Origin of the sequence: Salinicoccus sesuvii (genome assembly GCF_042648145.1) — a bacterium.
Lineage (GTDB): Bacteria > Bacillota > Bacilli > Staphylococcales > Salinicoccaceae > Salinicoccus > Salinicoccus sesuvii.
This window is the reverse complement of record NZ_JBHRWV010000002.1, coordinates 1-14,779: the sequence shown is the minus strand read 5'-3', so window position 1 is coordinate 14,779 and position 14,779 is coordinate 1. Positions and strand designations below refer to the sequence as shown.

Below are 14,779 nucleotides of genomic sequence, written 5' to 3'. Positions count from 1 at the left end.
ACCTCCTAGACCACTTCTTGGATGCCTTTTAGCATCTCATCTTTCACTGCTTCATCTGTTTCCATTTTAAATCTTTCATTTATATAATCAAGTGCCTTGTCGCCTTCTATCTGGCCGACGGCCCAGTAGGCAGTTCCTTTGATTACCGGTCTCGGATCGGTTTCTGCGACCCGTTTTAACAGATCTACTGCACCCTCCTCTTTGAAATGCGCAAGCGCAATGATGGCATTGCGTTGAATCGGTTTTTTCCCCCGCCAGACACCTGAGAGGTGTCCATAGGTCTTTTTAAATTCTTTGTTGGATATTTCAAGCAAGCCAGTCAGTTCTGGTTTTAAAATCTCAGGTTCAAGAACAATATCTTCGTGGTGATCGGTATTTACCCCCTTATTTCTGGGACACACCTGCTGACATGTGTCACATCCATACAGGCGATTTCCGATTTTGCTACGATATTCATCAGGCAGAAATCCCTTCGTCTGGGTAAGATATGAAATGCATTTTTGAGAATTCAACTGTCCATTGCCTACCAATGCACCGGTTGGACAACGGTCGACGCATAGATTGCATTCGCCGCATGAATCGATTAACTCTTCATCAGGAGGGAAGGGATAGCTTGTAAGCATCTCTCCAAGGTAGGAATATGTCCCAAGATTCGGATTGATGACAAAACCGTTTTTGCCAATATAACCGAGACCGCTTCGTCTCGCGACTTCCCTGTCACTCATGACCCCAGTATCCACCATGGACTTCGTTTCAATAGAAGGATCAAGGGATTTCACATAGGTTTCCAATTTTTCGAGTCTACGGTTCAACAGCGTATGATAGTCGACACCCCATGAAGCTCTGGCAAACAGACCACGGCGTTCTCCCTTTCTACTTTTAGGAGCGTCGGGCAATCGGTTAGGATAACCGACTGCTATGGAAATGATACTTTGTGCAGAGCGGAGCGACAGCTTGGGATCTGTACGTTCATCGATCGTTCCTTTCTCGAATCCTGAAGCGTAGCCATTCGCGTGATAATCAACCAGCTTCTCTCGAAGCTCATGGAACGGCTCTGCATGAGTGAAGCCGATTTCATCTATTCCAATTGAGTGCGCATAGTCGACAACTTTTTGTTTGAATTCATGTCTATCCATTATTTCACCTCTCTTTACAATATGAAACACATATCAAACTATGTGTATGTCTAAAATCGCAATCATTATATTATACATTCACTCCTCCTCACTGACAAATAGAAACGCTGTCCAATTGGACAGCGTTTCTACATTCGTATCCCTAAATCGTAATCCGACTGCCATTCTGCATCTGGCACCATACTGCCTCCTGTGCTCCAGATGATGTGCGTCGCATCGCAATGTTTATGACCTTCATTATACTGATGAATTTTCGCAGGACCTGGAAAAGCAGTCGCTGCAGAAGGTTCTATCTTCATACCTTCCACATCATACACGCAAGCTAGAAGTCTGTACATTTCATTGTCTTCTACCGTAAAGAATGAGTGGATATGCGTCTTAAGCATTTTGCCGACGAATTTCGATGGTCTCCCGACTGCGAGGCCATCCGCAATCGTCTGATTGTCCAATCCGATGTCATTCACTGAAACCTCATCATGCAGTCCAGTCATGATCCCAAGCAGCATGCATGGTGAATTCACAGGTTCGGCGAAAACTGGATGTACTGCATCGCCGAAGACTTGTTTAAGACCGAAGCTGATACCACCTGGTGCGCTACCTACGCCACAAGGCAGATGGACATATAGGGGATGATCGTCATTCACCTCGATACCTCTTGAGCTGAGTTGCTTCTGCAGTCGCAGGGCAGCGACAGCATATCCGAGAAATAAAGGCACAGAGTCTTCATCATCCACGAAATAGCTACTGGCATCCTGAGAGGCCACTTCACGCCCGGCGGCAACAGCATTGCTGTAGTCGTCTTCATGTTCTACAACCTTGACTCCACGCTCACGCAACAGGTCTTTCTTCCACTGCTTGGCATCGCTCGACATATGGATGGTCACTTTGAATCCCAGTGCTGCACTAATGATCCCGATACTCAGTCCGAGGTTACCTGTGGAACCGCAGACTATGGTATGCCCACCAAAGAAGCGGCGAAATCTCTCGGAGTGGAACTGCGAGTAATCTTTATCTGGATCGATCATGTCATATGTCATAGCAAGGTCTTCGGCATGCTTCAGTACTTCATATATACCGCCCCTCGCTTTGACTGATCCGGAAACTGGAAGATCATTGTCTGCTTTGATATATACCGAACCGGTTATGTTTACACCGTACTTGTCATCTAGATGACGTTTCATTTTTTCTACTTCAATTAAAGGAGATTCAATAATACCGTCCTGTTCTCGTGTTTCGGGGAAAGCCGTTTTTATGAAGGGGGCAAAACGGGTGAGGCGGTCTGCCGCTTCTTCAATGTCTCGTTTTCCTGACGTCCATTCCCCATTCTCAGAATCAGATGCTCCATAGTTCGTATTTTTCCAAAATATAGGTTCATGTTCTGCCATCTGGGCAACCATTGGATGATGCTTGAATATTTGATTTTTGATGACATTCTCCTCCTTGATCTTATATTTTTCCATCCCACTCATTGTAAAACTGTTCGAGGTACATCTCCATGAATTGATGACGTTTTTCAGCAACCACCTTCGCGGTTTCTGTATGCATGAGCAGTTTTAATTTCAGTAACTTCTCATAGAAATGGCTGATCATTGTGTTGTCTTCTTGACTGTACTGTTCAAAGGTCATATCTTCGCGCACCTGGCTATTCGGGTCGTGCATATCGTGCCCCTTACTTCCACCATATACAAAAGTGCGTGCAATCCCTACTGCGCCGAGTGCATCCAGTCGATCCGCATCCTGCACAATCGCGTCTTCAAGCGATTCAACAGTGACAGGATTATTACCACCGTTGAAGGACACAGCCTGCATTGCATGGATGATCCTCTCTATGGTAGCCCTGTCCACTTCCCTATCGCTCAAAAATCTCTCGATTTCAATGATCTGCTGATCTATACTATTGGTTAGTTTATAGTCAATTAAATCATGTAAGAGAGCTGCCACCTCGATGATGAAGCGGTCGCCGCCCTCTTTGTCCTGGAGCATCATAGCGTTGTTGTATACACGCATGATATGCCAGTAGTCATGGCCGGTCGCATCCTTTTTATGAAATTCACGTACCCATGCCATGACATCTTCGATGATAGTGCTCTGATCCATATACTTTACTCCTTATAACATTATTTTTCAGCTTTCGTCATATACTGTTGGAATCATTATCAGATAAAATGGAGACCATGTCGAGGGACATGGTCTCCATTATGTGCTTTATATTACTGACCTGACCCGCTATCAGTATAGTCCACACCACGTGTATAATTATTGGAGGCATCCCAAAGCAAGAATTCCTCCACTCCATTATCGTAAAGTGCCTGAACTTGTGCCTCGATTTCTGCGACACCGTATTCCTTATAGTTACCGGCTCCGAGATAAGATGCCGTAAAGTCTTGGAGCCATGGACGGGAAACCGGTGCCTCTTCAAGCTCAGCAAGTACATCATTTTCTACCTTAATGTACTCAGAGATGGTTTCATAAGGCTCAAGATCCGGTTTCGCTATTTCGAAATAGCCATCTCCCCAGTGACTTGGGTAGATCATGGATGAGATGACATCAACATTACTGGATATCTCAGAAAAATTCTGACCGATACCCGGTGCTTCTGGTAATGTCGCCGCGTAGCCGAAGATGTCGACGGATACATCAACATTGTAAGGTTCGAGTGCTTCATTTGCATACTCTACAAAATCAGTCACGGCAGCAACGCGTTTTTGGACTGGATCCATATCTGCACTTTTGTATTCTCCCATTGTATACTGTAGTGTATCGGCACGATTTTCAAATCCTTCAGGGAAACGTACATAGTCGAATTGTATTTCCTTAAAGCCGAGCTTTGCAGCCTGTTTTGCCACTTCTACATTATAGTCCCAAACATCTTTCGAAAATGGATTAACAAAACTTTCTCCACGACCGTTTTTCCACACATCACCATTCTCATCTGTAAAGGAGAGTTCCGGCTTCGCTTCAGCCAGTTGTGAATCCTTAAAGACCACAACGCGTGCAATCGGATATATCTCTTCTTGCTCCATATGATTCATCAAACTCTCAGGATCTACATATTCGTAGGAAAGCGACTGGATTGTCTCATCTTCAGAATCCAGATCCATCATCATATATCCCTCATCTTCTTTTACGTCGATGACCATTGCATTCAGTGGTGTGTTCGACAAGAGTTCCGTAAGGTCTTGCATTTTCGCACCGCCGGCCGAATAGCCAGACACATAAATGCCCTTTACACCTGATTCAGGATAAGCAATATCAAAACCACTATCATATTTGAATTGCTCAGGAAATGCTTCCGGCACACTCAGTATCGGCGCTTCATGAAGATCAAGTACTGATGTTTCAGCAGCTTCGGATTCTGTTGTAATAAACAGACTCGAAAATATAAGTGCAATTCCCATACCAATCATACGCATTCTCATTCAGACGCCGCCTCTCTATCCGGGGAGGAAATCTTTGCCGGATCTACAATTGAATACCCTTTTTCTCTTAAACCTTGAATAATGTCAGCAGAAGCATCCCTAGTCCACTCACGATCATGCATCAGCAGATTGGCTCCTGCATTGAGATATTCTGTCTCTACCATGATGTTTGCCAAGGCACCTGCTTCCTGGTATTCAGCCTCCCAGTCATATCCATATGTCCAGTTCATAAGCTCCATACCTTGTTCAGTCGCAATTTCTCTTGAGATCTCGGTGTTCTGACCGAAAGGTGCCCGGAAAAATCGTGGCCGTTCACCTGTTATCTCCTCAACCAAATCACTTGTCTCAACAATTTCAGTACGTTGTGCTTCCGGGGTAAGGTCAGGCAAGCTCGCATGCGTCTGGGTGTGGTTACCAATTTCAAAGCCCATTTCATGAATTGTAGTTAAAGCTTCCCTGCCAGCTTCTGCTTCAAGGTACATGCCATTTACGAAGAATACGGCCGGTGCATCATGCTGGGCAAGTATTTCAGCGATTTCAACAGCATAGCCATCTGGCGCATCGTCATATGTCAGTAGTGCAACCTGAGGATCCGCATCACTGTTCTCAAGGGGCTGTATAGCGTATGTATTTTCATTGACCCCGTATTCGTATTCCATTGGCTCCGCTTCATCTGAATCCGTTTCTTCAACCGACTCTGTCTCTTCGGTTGCTTCTCCCACCGACGATTCTTCCGACACTTCTTCACTCGTCTCTTGCTGCTCGGACATTTCATTTTCCGACGCGTTGTCCGTATCATCGTTCTGACAGCCAGCAAACAACATTCCACCACAACACATTAATAAGAGTGCTCTTTTTTTCATCATCCTAATCTCCTTTAGCAATCTTATTCATTGGCAGCTGCATCCAACTGCGAGGAAAGCTCGTCCTTTAGGCTCTGCAAATCCGCAAGTTCTGTATCCACATCGACAAGCAGGGATTGTGTTGTCTCACGACTTTCATTCACCGATTCTATACCGTTTTCGAATGTCTCGTACGTTGCGTCATCTTGGCCGAGAGATTCAAAGTAGTCCGCCTGCTGGTCTAGATCTACATCATACGCTGATGTAAATTCATCAACGGAACCGCTCAGGGATCCAAGTCTGTCGGCAACACTATTAACAGTTTCCCCAGAAACACTTTGAACATCAATTTCTGCGAATTTCTCTCTTTGTTCAGAGAATTCATTACTTAAGCTCTCAAGGTTCTCCAATTTTTGTTTTCTTTCGTCGATATTATTGAACACGGTAGCAGAACCATCAGCAAAAGAACTCAAGTCTTCGTCTTCGGAAATATCGGTATTGAACGCATCTTGAAGCTGACTTTCTAGTTCTACCAACTGCTGTAAATCAGAAACAGCGGATTCCTGCGTTTCCTCTGTCTCTTCAAGTGCTTGTTCTATGCTGTCGATATCATTATTGCATGCTGACAACAGTAGTATCGACAAGGCAGCACCTGATAGAATATTGATTTTTCTCATTCCCATGTTCCATCTCCTTTATTGAATCGCTCTGGAGAGTATAACAGTTCTGAATTTTTTTGTAAATTAAGGAACTGGCTACTATGCTCTATTGTATATCCCCTGTCGAGATATAAAAAAACCACAAAGAGTAATTTTTACTCTTTGTGGTTTTTTGTATTGGTTATTCTTAACTTATTCGCTCTTTTCGGAGAATTGAAGCTCAAGCATTGCTTTTACGTCTTTGCTGACAAGTACGCCGCCTGTCTCAAGCGTCTGGTTCCATGTCAATCCGAAGTCTTCACGGTTAATCGTAAATTCTCCTTCAAATCCGTGAACTTCTTGTCCCCAAGGGTTTGTGCCTTTGCCATTGTACTGAAGATCGATACTCATTTCTTTAGTGACGCCATTGATAGTCGCATCGCCATCAATCGTTACTGTATCTCCGTTCTTAGTTACATTCCGTGACTTGAAGATAATCTTTGGATTTTTTTCAACGTTAAAGAAATCTTCGGATTTCAAGTGCGCGTCACGATCTGCATTTTTAGTACTGACGCTATCTACGTCGATTTCTGCATAAACTTCAGCGTTTTCGAACGTTTCAATTTTATCTGTATCCACTTCAAATGTGAATGATTCAAAGTAACCTTTCACTTTTGAAACCATCATGTGTTTTACCTGAAAACCGACTTCTGAGTGTGCTGCATCTGATACGAACTTTGTCATTGTAATACCCCCATTAATTATTATCTCTAATTTAAGATAATTTAACTTTACAACACTTACTTACTTTTGGCAAGTAGTTTTATTTATTTTTTTAAAAAGAAATAAACTTGAATAATATATTTTAAGCTTTGCTTGACAGAATATTCTTTATCCTTTAGAGTACTCAATAATATAATAATTGCAATTCTTATCCAGAGAGGTGGAGGGACTGGCCCCATGAAGCCTCAGCAACGTACATTCCGTGTCGTGCTAAATCCAGAGAGCAGTGCTCGCAGATAAGGTAAAAGGATATCCATCCCCAACTTATCTTAATTTGAAAAGTTGGGGATTATTATATTAAAAATTGGAAATGAGGAATTATAATGACAAAAGCAACTGTACAAGCACCATTCAAAGCAGATCACGTAGGAAGCCTTCTACGCCCTGAGAGTATCCATCAAGCAAGAAAGGACTACGCTCAAGATAAAATATCCTATGAAGAACTTCGAGAGATTGAAACAAAGGAAATCTCACGTGTCGTCGACAAACAGATTGAAGTCGGTCTTAAAGCTGTAACCGATGGCGAATTCAGACGCCGGTTCTGGCACACTGATTTTCTAGAACATCTGAATGGCGTAGAAGGATACATACCAGATCACGGTTACCAGTTCGATGGCATAGAAACGGAACGGTACAACGTGCGTGTAACTGGCAAAGTTTCATTCGATCCAGACCATCCGCACGTAGCTGATTTCGTTGAATTCAAAAACATTGTGGGTGATCGTGCGGTGGCGAAGCAGACCATCCCGAGTCCGAATCAGCTGTTCAATGCTGGTATAAGGAACCTCGAAATATATCCCGACTTAGAAGAATACGCAGAAGATGTTATCAAAGCATACCAAGATGCTATCCAGGCTTTCTATGATGCAGGTTGTCGCTACCTTCAGCTGGATGATGTGTATATCGCCGGTCTAAGCGCTCCTGGAGTGCCATTCAATGACGGCGATTACGATAGGGAAACACTGATCAACCTTGCTTTGAAAGTTGCGAATGGTGCGCTTGAAAACAAGCCTGAAGATCTGGTCGTCACTACTCACCTATGTCGTGGAAACTATCGTTCGAAGTGGGCCTTTGAAGGCAGCTATGCCAAAATCGCTCCTGTCCTTTTCAAAAAAGAACGTGTCGACGGCTTTTTCCTAGAATATGATGATGACCGTTCCGGCGACTTCGGTCCACTCTCCTATATTCCTGAAGACGGACCACAGGTCGTACTCGGCCTCTTCACATCGAAACATGGGCAACTCGAAGATGCAGACGTCATCAAGGCACGCATTGAGGAAGCCACACAATATGTATCAAAAGAGCAGATTTGTCTGAGTCCTCAGTGCGGATTTGCATCCACGCACCACGGTAATGAACTTACAGAAGAAGACCAGTGGGCAAAACTCAAATACATTGTTTCACTTTCTGAAGAATTGCTAAGTGAATAAAAATAAGAAGCACCTTGAGGTGCTTCTTATTTTTATTTTTTCTCGTGTAGTGTCGTAAGAAAATTAGCTATTTTGTGATGCATATCCTCTAGGTTTTCACGATGCATGAAGGTATGTCCTTCATTATCATAGACTGTAAAAGTAACATCCTGTCCGTTTTCTTCCATGACTTCTGCCATTTGTTTCGATTCAGTATAGGGTACACGAGAATCATGATGACTATGGAATATCATCAGAGGCGCAGTGATTTGGCGGCTTCTGGAGAGTGGCGAAATATCCTTAAGAAAAGACCCATGTGTCTCCATGGAGCCATATTCTGCCGCTCTCATGCGTCGTCTCCAAGGCGGTGTATGACTGAAGAAAGTACCCAAATCGGATAAACCCACAATATCCACCGCAGCCCTCCACAAACTCGGTTGATGCGTTACAAGTAGAAGAGTCATTAAACCTCCGTAGCTTCTACCCATTACACTGACACGAGAGGCATCTGCATGTTCTGTTTTAATGAGGTGACGTCTTAATTCCACAACGTCCTTCATAGCATCGAGACGCTTCTCCTTGTCGTCCGCTTCTAAATACGGTCGTCCATAACCCATGCTCCCCCGTATATTTGGTACAGCGACACAAAGGCCTGTCTTATTCAGAAGATAGTAGAGCGTATTAAATTCCGGTCTGGATTGAGATTCAGGGCCCCCATGGATGTGAATGACGGCTCCCATATCAGATTCCGATTCATAGATGAAGTAAGGAATCTGTGTTCCATCAAATGACGGATAGCTCGCTGTTTTAAATGATATCGGCTCGCACGCTTCATTCCCAGCCATAACCTTAAAACTCTTCTGATCCAGGTCATAACAGTATATTAAGTGTGGTTGGTCTACTGAGGAATAGATTAAAAAGACTTCCTGTTGCCCCCTGATTGCCAGTGAATGGATAACACCCTCCCGATTGAAGGGCAACTGAACGACTTCCCATGTTGTTAGATTGAGTCTGTAAAGCTTAGAAAAACCATCCTCATTACATGATATCATCGCTTCTTTATTATCATTAAACAGTTTAAAATGTTCGATATCCCATTTGAAAAACGTTCTTTTTTTATATCTTCCATTATTTATGTCTATTTCGTATATGTTCTTATATCCGTCTTCTATATCACATAGACAAAAGCAAGTGTCACGAATGAACTTAAAAGCTGAAAATCGAGCCTTGGGCAGTGGCAATACCACCGGTTCTCCTGATTTTTTATCAAAGATCATTAGTATCTGATCGATATTATCTACATCCATCGAGAGCAAGTATCTATCTGTCGAGAGTTCATGGATGAAATGAATAGGGTTACTAAAAACATATATAACTTCGATATTGCCCTGCCCTTCCATCTTGCACAGTTCAAAAGTAGAGTGTTCATAGTGGTTGCGGATGACTATATACGAATCTTCGCCTACTTTATATTTACCGTAGTAGTGGAAATAGTCCGGCCGGCTAGTTATCTCAGTTGCTATTCTACTATCCAACTTATGATACTGATTCCTCTCATTTCCATTGTAGTCTGTGGCGACGACGATATGGTTCGCTTCAATCCAAAAGTTTTTGGTGTTCTGACTAAAACTTGTGACCTTTCGCTTTTTTTGATCGGCGATATCCATCTCCCATAGCTGATGCATGCCGCTCTCATTACTGATGAAATAGAGTCTTCGCTTTTTATCGCAGTATTTGAGATTCATATATTTGATATAATGATCCAATGTGCATCTCCCCTTTAACTATTACTCTACCATTTCTTCGATGCTATTACGTGACTTTTCAGTCTATTTAAGGTGATAATGTAATTATCAATATGGAGAGGCTGATGAAACTTGAAGGTAAAGACGATAAGTGCAATGACAGAAAAGGGATTGGATAAAAAAGTGAATGAATTTCTCTATGAAAATCATCAGATAGAAATCATAGACATTAAGTTTTCCTATGCAAGTACACTCGCCGTTTTAATTATTTATAGAGAACAGTAAAAATCGCCCCTACTTCGTTGAAGAGGGGGCGATTTAACTTTATATGTGAAACCTTCTGCTCAGTTGCGACCATACTGCATGGTGGGCATATACGAAAAAGCATACAATCAACATCAATGAATATAAACTTGCGACTGCACTCGGCCAGATGACCGTAGAGAAACCTGAGAAATACAGCACAGCTGGCAGAAAGCTTAACGTAACCATTAGAACAGAACTGATATGTCCTTTCCATTTCAGTCGCTTCGTCAAAATTGACAGTGTAACCATCACGAGTCCTGCTACAACGAGGAAAGGAACTGCATAATTTATCGACCATTTGAAGAATCCAGACTGTGAATCAATCAGTAACAGCAGCAATGTCAGGCTGGCGACCTGTCCAACAATCTTACTTCCAAGATGTGATTTAGACAAAATGGTATGGTTCAATGAAACGACAGCATAAATGACTGTTCCCATAACATAGAAGACCCACAGATAATGCGGCATGACGATAAGATTGATGAACACGCACGTAAGTATGATCATCAAGCCCGCAATGATTGCTATTTTCGGTGTTCTTCTTTTTTCTAGTGATTCTCTGTCGTAGAACGGATATGATCTATCTGCCAAGTCGATGTTAATTGCTGATAGTTGCTGACTGCATAGTGGACATACATTATGCTTTGAATTAATACTACATTTTTCACAATGGTTCACTACTGTTCCCCCACTCATTAGAATTGACTTCTATTTCAAGTCCTGTCAATCGTGTCAGTTCCTTGAAGAACGACCTTACAACACCAGTTTCCGAAATGGATAATGTAAAGGTAATTGTCATACGACCATTGACTGTTCCTGTTGCACAACTTATCGGACTCCTACTTGTAGGATACAGTGCGATATCCATTCTTTCGACATGTGCTTCCATGGACTTCGGCAACTTCACGTTGCCCATGTTGGATAGTGTCATCGACTTGGTGCGTTCACCCATGTGATTGAAACCGTATCGCATTGCGGGATATTTAAGAAATATTGGAATAATGCGTGTCATTATACCTCTTTGAAGTTCGAAGTGGTGATTAATGCCTGACTGTAAATTTTCACGAGTGGTGCGTGATGCAAGCTTTTCAGCAACTTCATCGAGAATGTCTTCAAACTTTGTATCATCTTCTACTTTAACACCTACATTGGCTACCGCAAAGAAATTTCTCATCGTTCTTGATGGAAACTGCCGTCTCAAATTGACAGGCAACGCAATAGTCATCAAATTATCTGCCGAGTCCGGATGCTCTGTACTGGCAACTTTAATAAGAAGTGCTGTTAGGTAGGTAGTAAGTGTCACGCCTGAGTGTTTGGCATGCTGGTTCAACGCATTTCCATCCATAATTCCATGAATGATATTAATACCTGTAGTTTCAAGTGCTGTACCTGTTATCTGATAAGCTGTATGTTCTTTTTGACGTACTTTATTTTTATTTTTCTCATTCTTATATGCATATTTTATAAAACTGTCTTCTGTTTCTTCTGCTCCTGGTATGTCTTGAGGTAGCATTATCATTCCATCGTGAATAATATGCTTTCCTTGAAGAAGCAGATACTGATAGACGATCGTCTTCAAAAACTCCATCGCTCCACTTCCATCAGTAAGTGAATGAAAGACTTCGAATGAAATTCTCTTATTATAATAGAGGACACGAATCAAATAGCCATTACTCTGTTTTGGATCAATCGGTGCACATGGATAGTTTTTTTCAGGCTGCACGATAAGTCTCTGATTATTTTTTTCTAAATAATCCCAAAACAGACCCTTTCTAAGCGAAACAGCCAATGTAGGAAATCGATGTACAATACGATCAAGTGCTTCTTGAAGCAACTGAGGATCTACTTCTTCTTTCAGTATCATGGAAACTCTGAAGACAAAAGAGTTTTCCGCGTTGGATAAAGCGTGAAAGATTTTACCTGTGTTGTCGATTCTATACCATTGATCTGACATGTATATACCTCCATTCCCCTTTTAGCCTTCGTGTCATTATGCCACAATTAATTCGGGAATGCTTACATCAGTTCGATATTTAAGACACTATCGTCTTTGAAGTATTTCTCTAACTAATAATACAACATTCTTTGGTTTTTCTTTAGTATTCGTATTATCTCCTCCTTCTTATTTAAAATCACAAACTCATTTAAAAGTACAAAAAAAGACGGTCAGGATGAAATGTTTCATCCTGACCGCCATGGGCAATTTCAGATATAGCATTTATACTCAATCAAAGACTTGTAATACCACCGGTCGGGTTCGAACCGACACTCCCGCAAAGGGAACTGGATTTTGAGTCCAGCGCGTCTGCCAATTCCGCCACGGTGGCCCAGTAATAATAAATTTATGGAGCGGAAGATAGGATTTGAACCTATGTCTTGCTTCAGGTAGAAGCATGTTCTAAACACTAAACTACTTCCGCATTATAACTAATGGAGGCGCCAACCGGATTTGAACCGGTGATAGAGGATTTGCAGTCCTCGGCCTTACCACTTGGCTATGGCGCCTTTAAGCTGGGCTAGCAGGATTCGAACCTGCGCATGACGGTACCAAAAACCGTTGCCTTACCGCTTGGCGATAGCCCAATAATGGGGCGGCTGATGGGGATCGAACCCACGAATGCCGGAACCACAATCCGGTGTGTTAACCACTTCACCACAACCGCCATTTGGCAGGGGTAGTAGGAATTGAACCCACATCAAAGGTTTTGGAGACCTCTATTCTACCATTGAACTATACCCCTATGAATGGAGGGGGGCAGATTCGAACTGCCGAACCCGAAGGAGCGGATTTACAGTCCGCCGCGTTTAGCCACTTCGCTACCCCTCCATGATACGCTGAAAAATGGTGCCGGCCAGAGGAATCGAACCCCCAACCTACTGATTACAAGTCAGTTGCTCTGCCAATTGAGCTAGACCGGCAAGACAAATGGTGGTTCAGGACGGAATCGAACCGCCGACACTGTGAGCTTCAATCACATGCTCTACCAACTGAGCTACTGAACCACTACATATTAAAATGGCGGTCCCGACGGGAATCGAACCCGCGATCTCCTGCGTGACAGGCAGGCATGTTAACCGCTACACCACGGGACCACATATAAATAAAAAAATTGCGGGAGGTGGATTTGAACCACCGACCTCCGGGTTATGAGCCCGACGAGCTTCCAGACTGCTCTATCCCGCGATAATAATAATGGCGGAGGAAGAGGGATTCGAACCCCCGCGAGCCGTTAAGCCCCTGTCGGTTTTCAAGACCGATCCCTTCAGCCAGACTTGGGTATTCCTCCGTATGATAAAACAATTAAAGCATGGTGGACCTTGCAGGACTCGAACCTGCGACCCAACGGTTATGAGCCGTTTGCTCTGACCAACTGAGCTAAAGGTCCAATAATGGCGGTGGAGGGGATCGAACCCCCGACCTCACGGGTATGAACCGTACGCTCTAGCCAGCTGAGCTACGCCGCCATGAATATGATATTGAGTAAAATGGTGGAGACTAGCGGGATCGAACCGCTGACCTCCTGCGTGCAAAGCAGGCGCTCTCCCAGCTGAGCTAAGCCCCCATTTTATAAAAAGAAATTTCGATGCGGGTGAAGGGAGTCGAACCCCCACGCCCGAAGGCGCTAGATCCTAAATCTAGTGCGTCTGCCAGTTCCGCCACACCCGCATATTTCTAAAGAGTCGGGAAGACAGGATTCGAACCTGCGACCCCTTGGTCCCAAACCAAGTGCTCTACCAAGCTGAGCTACTTCCCGTGATTATTAAAGCGCGCCCGAGAGGAGTCGAACCCCTAACCTCTTGATCCGTAGTCAAACGCTCTATCCAATTGAGCTACGGGCGCATCTTATAGAGTTTTAAACTGGTGCCGAGGACCGGAATCGAACCGGTACGGTAATTACTTACCGCAGGATTTTAAGTCCTGTGCGTCTGCCAGTTCCGCCACCCCGGCGTAATAATGGAGCGGAAGACGGGATTCGAACCCGCGACCCCCACCTTGGCAAGGTGATGTTCTACCACTGAACTACTTCCGCTTATGGTGCGGGTGAAGGGAGTCGAACCCCCACGCCCGAAGGCGCTAGATCCTAAATCTAGTGCGTCTGCCAGTTCCGCCACACCCGCATATGTGAGCCATAGAGGATTCGAACCTCTGACCCTCTGATTAAAAGTCAGATGCTCTACCAACTGAGCTAATGGCTCATATACATATAATGATTAAATGGTGCCGGCCAGAGGAATCGAACCCCCAACCTACTGATTACAAGTCAGTTGCTCTGCCAATTGAGCTAGACCGGCGAATGAATGGTGGAGAATGACGGGTTCGAACCGCCGACCCTCTGCTTGTAAGGCAGATGCTCTCCCAGCTGAGCTAATTCTCCAAAAGTAAATATTAAAATGTATACTGCCCGGCGGCGTCCTACTCTCACGGGACGTCAGTCCAACTACCATCGGCGCTGGAGAGCTTAACTGCTGTGTTCGGCATGGGAACAGGTGGGGCCTCTCC

At 43.8% G+C, this 14,779-nt stretch carries 12 protein-coding genes, 24 tRNA genes, 1 rRNA gene and 1 riboswitch; of the genes, 2 read left to right on the top strand and 35 right to left on the bottom strand.

From position 1 onward, the window contains the following. Window positions 1–5: 5 nt before the first annotated feature. From queG to ACFOJ8_RS02575, 7 genes are all read right to left on the bottom strand, one after another. A complete protein-coding gene (gene queG / locus ACFOJ8_RS02605; RefSeq protein WP_380652932.1) occupies window positions 6–1,136 on the bottom strand; it encodes a tRNA epoxyqueuosine(34) reductase QueG in 1,131 nt (376 codons plus the stop codon). Between the two features lie 128 nt (window positions 1,137–1,264). Then, window positions 1,265–2,596 carry a D-serine ammonia-lyase gene (locus ACFOJ8_RS02600; protein WP_380652930.1) on the bottom strand — a complete coding sequence of 444 codons (1,332 nt, stop codon included), beginning with the start codon at window positions 2,594–2,596 and terminating at the stop codon, window positions 1,265–1,267. Beyond that, window positions 2,583–3,233 carry an HD domain-containing protein gene (locus ACFOJ8_RS02595; RefSeq protein WP_380652927.1) on the bottom strand — a complete coding sequence of 217 codons (651 nt, stop codon included), beginning with the start codon at window positions 3,231–3,233 and terminating at the stop codon, window positions 2,583–2,585. Before ACFOJ8_RS02595 ends, ACFOJ8_RS02600 begins: the two co-directional genes overlap by 14 nt. A gap of 113 nt (window positions 3,234–3,346) precedes the next feature. Beyond that, window positions 3,347–4,555 (bottom strand): putative glycoside hydrolase, encoded by a 1,209-nt coding sequence (locus ACFOJ8_RS02590; protein WP_380652924.1) that lies wholly within the window; start codon window positions 4,553–4,555, stop codon window positions 3,347–3,349. Continuing rightward, complete coding sequence (locus ACFOJ8_RS02585) at window positions 4,552–5,418, bottom strand: polysaccharide deacetylase family protein (protein WP_380652921.1); 867 nt, start codon at window positions 5,416–5,418, stop codon at window positions 4,552–4,554. Before ACFOJ8_RS02585 ends, ACFOJ8_RS02590 begins: the two co-directional genes overlap by 4 nt. A 23-nt stretch (window positions 5,419–5,441) precedes the next feature. Continuing rightward, complete coding sequence (locus ACFOJ8_RS02580; RefSeq protein WP_380652919.1) at window positions 5,442–6,080, bottom strand: YkyA family protein; 639 nt, start codon at window positions 6,078–6,080, stop codon at window positions 5,442–5,444. A gap of 168 nt (window positions 6,081–6,248) precedes the next feature. Then, entirely contained in the window at window positions 6,249–6,779 is a 531-nt protein-coding gene (locus ACFOJ8_RS02575) for a YceI family protein (protein WP_380652917.1), read from the bottom strand. 184 nt (window positions 6,780–6,963) lie between these two features. Then, a riboswitch (SAM riboswitch) is annotated at window positions 6,964–7,061 on the top strand. Window positions 7,062–7,141: 80 nt separating this feature from the next. On the opposite strand from ACFOJ8_RS02575, the gene ACFOJ8_RS02570 reads away from it, so the two are divergent. Further along, window positions 7,142–8,248: a 5-methyltetrahydropteroyltriglutamate--homocysteine S-methyltransferase gene (locus ACFOJ8_RS02570; RefSeq protein ID WP_380652915.1), complete on the top strand. Its 1,107-nt coding sequence runs from the start codon at window positions 7,142–7,144 to the stop codon at window positions 8,246–8,248. Window positions 8,249–8,280: 32 nt separating this feature from the next. Here the strand turns inward: ACFOJ8_RS02570 and ACFOJ8_RS02565 are convergent, their stop codons facing one another. Next, window positions 8,281–9,972 (bottom strand): S9 family peptidase, encoded by a 1,692-nt coding sequence (locus ACFOJ8_RS02565; RefSeq protein WP_380652912.1) that lies wholly within the window; start codon window positions 9,970–9,972, stop codon window positions 8,281–8,283. Window positions 9,973–10,104: 132 nt separating this feature from the next. On the opposite strand from ACFOJ8_RS02565, the gene ACFOJ8_RS02560 reads away from it, so the two are divergent. Next, window positions 10,105–10,257: a sporulation protein Cse60 gene (locus tag ACFOJ8_RS02560; RefSeq protein ID WP_380652909.1), complete on the top strand. Its 153-nt coding sequence runs from the start codon at window positions 10,105–10,107 to the stop codon at window positions 10,255–10,257. Window positions 10,258–10,296: 39 nt separating this feature from the next. Here ACFOJ8_RS02560 and ACFOJ8_RS02555 read toward each other — a convergent pair whose 3' ends face one another. The 27 genes from ACFOJ8_RS02555 to rrf form a co-directional block, all read right to left on the bottom strand. Next, window positions 10,297–10,869 (bottom strand): DUF6320 domain-containing protein, encoded by a 573-nt coding sequence (locus ACFOJ8_RS02555; RefSeq protein ID WP_380652906.1) that lies wholly within the window; start codon window positions 10,867–10,869, stop codon window positions 10,297–10,299. A gap of 73 nt (window positions 10,870–10,942) precedes the next feature. Beyond that, window positions 10,943–12,232, bottom strand: a complete 1,290-nt coding sequence (locus ACFOJ8_RS02550; protein ID WP_380652903.1) for an alcohol acetyltransferase — start codon at window positions 12,230–12,232, stop codon at window positions 10,943–10,945. Window positions 12,233–12,520: 288 nt separating this feature from the next. Beyond that, window positions 12,521–12,605, bottom strand: a tRNA-Leu gene (locus tag ACFOJ8_RS02545). An 18-nt stretch (window positions 12,606–12,623) separates the two neighbouring features. Further along, window positions 12,624–12,698, bottom strand: a tRNA-OTHER gene (locus tag ACFOJ8_RS02540). Window positions 12,699–12,709: 11 nt separating this feature from the next. After that, window positions 12,710–12,783: transfer RNA gene (locus ACFOJ8_RS02535), tRNA-Cys, on the bottom strand. Between the two features lie 6 nt (window positions 12,784–12,789). Next, a tRNA-Gln gene (locus ACFOJ8_RS02530) sits at window positions 12,790–12,861 on the bottom strand. A 4-nt stretch (window positions 12,862–12,865) separates the two neighbouring features. After that, window positions 12,866–12,941, bottom strand: a tRNA-His gene (locus ACFOJ8_RS02525). Between the two features lie 4 nt (window positions 12,942–12,945). Then, a tRNA-Trp gene (locus ACFOJ8_RS02520) sits at window positions 12,946–13,019 on the bottom strand. Between the two features lie 5 nt (window positions 13,020–13,024). Further along, window positions 13,025–13,105, bottom strand: a tRNA-Tyr gene (locus ACFOJ8_RS02515). A 16-nt stretch (window positions 13,106–13,121) separates the two neighbouring features. Further along, a tRNA-Thr gene (locus tag ACFOJ8_RS02510) sits at window positions 13,122–13,197 on the bottom strand. An 8-nt stretch (window positions 13,198–13,205) separates the two neighbouring features. Further along, window positions 13,206–13,281: transfer RNA gene (locus tag ACFOJ8_RS02505), tRNA-Phe, on the bottom strand. Between the two features lie 14 nt (window positions 13,282–13,295). Then, a tRNA-Asp gene (locus ACFOJ8_RS02500) sits at window positions 13,296–13,371 on the bottom strand. A gap of 17 nt (window positions 13,372–13,388) precedes the next feature. Next, a tRNA-Met gene (locus ACFOJ8_RS02495) sits at window positions 13,389–13,462 on the bottom strand. Window positions 13,463–13,472: 10 nt separating this feature from the next. After that, a tRNA-Ser gene (locus tag ACFOJ8_RS02490) sits at window positions 13,473–13,565 on the bottom strand. Between the two features lie 22 nt (window positions 13,566–13,587). Continuing rightward, a tRNA-Ile gene (locus ACFOJ8_RS02485) sits at window positions 13,588–13,664 on the bottom strand. Window positions 13,665–13,669: 5 nt separating this feature from the next. Next, window positions 13,670–13,743, bottom strand: a tRNA-Met gene (locus tag ACFOJ8_RS02480). A gap of 22 nt (window positions 13,744–13,765) precedes the next feature. Beyond that, a tRNA-Ala gene (locus ACFOJ8_RS02475) sits at window positions 13,766–13,841 on the bottom strand. Between the two features lie 22 nt (window positions 13,842–13,863). Next, a tRNA-Leu gene (locus tag ACFOJ8_RS02470) sits at window positions 13,864–13,945 on the bottom strand. 14 nt (window positions 13,946–13,959) lie between these two features. Further along, window positions 13,960–14,033 (bottom strand) — tRNA-Pro (locus ACFOJ8_RS02465). Between the two features lie 12 nt (window positions 14,034–14,045). Then, window positions 14,046–14,119: transfer RNA gene (locus ACFOJ8_RS02460), tRNA-Arg, on the bottom strand. 19 nt (window positions 14,120–14,138) lie between these two features. Continuing rightward, a tRNA-Leu gene (locus tag ACFOJ8_RS02455) sits at window positions 14,139–14,227 on the bottom strand. A gap of 7 nt (window positions 14,228–14,234) precedes the next feature. Further along, window positions 14,235–14,309 (bottom strand) — tRNA-Gly (locus ACFOJ8_RS02450). Window positions 14,310–14,312: 3 nt separating this feature from the next. Continuing rightward, window positions 14,313–14,397, bottom strand: a tRNA-Leu gene (locus tag ACFOJ8_RS02445). Between the two features lie 5 nt (window positions 14,398–14,402). Next, a tRNA-Lys gene (locus tag ACFOJ8_RS02440) sits at window positions 14,403–14,475 on the bottom strand. A 20-nt stretch (window positions 14,476–14,495) separates the two neighbouring features. Then, window positions 14,496–14,571: transfer RNA gene (locus ACFOJ8_RS02435), tRNA-Thr, on the bottom strand. Between the two features lie 7 nt (window positions 14,572–14,578). After that, a tRNA-Val gene (locus tag ACFOJ8_RS02430) sits at window positions 14,579–14,654 on the bottom strand. Window positions 14,655–14,679: 25 nt separating this feature from the next. Further along, window positions 14,680–14,779 (bottom strand): 5S ribosomal RNA (rrf, locus tag ACFOJ8_RS02425); the annotation flags it as partial.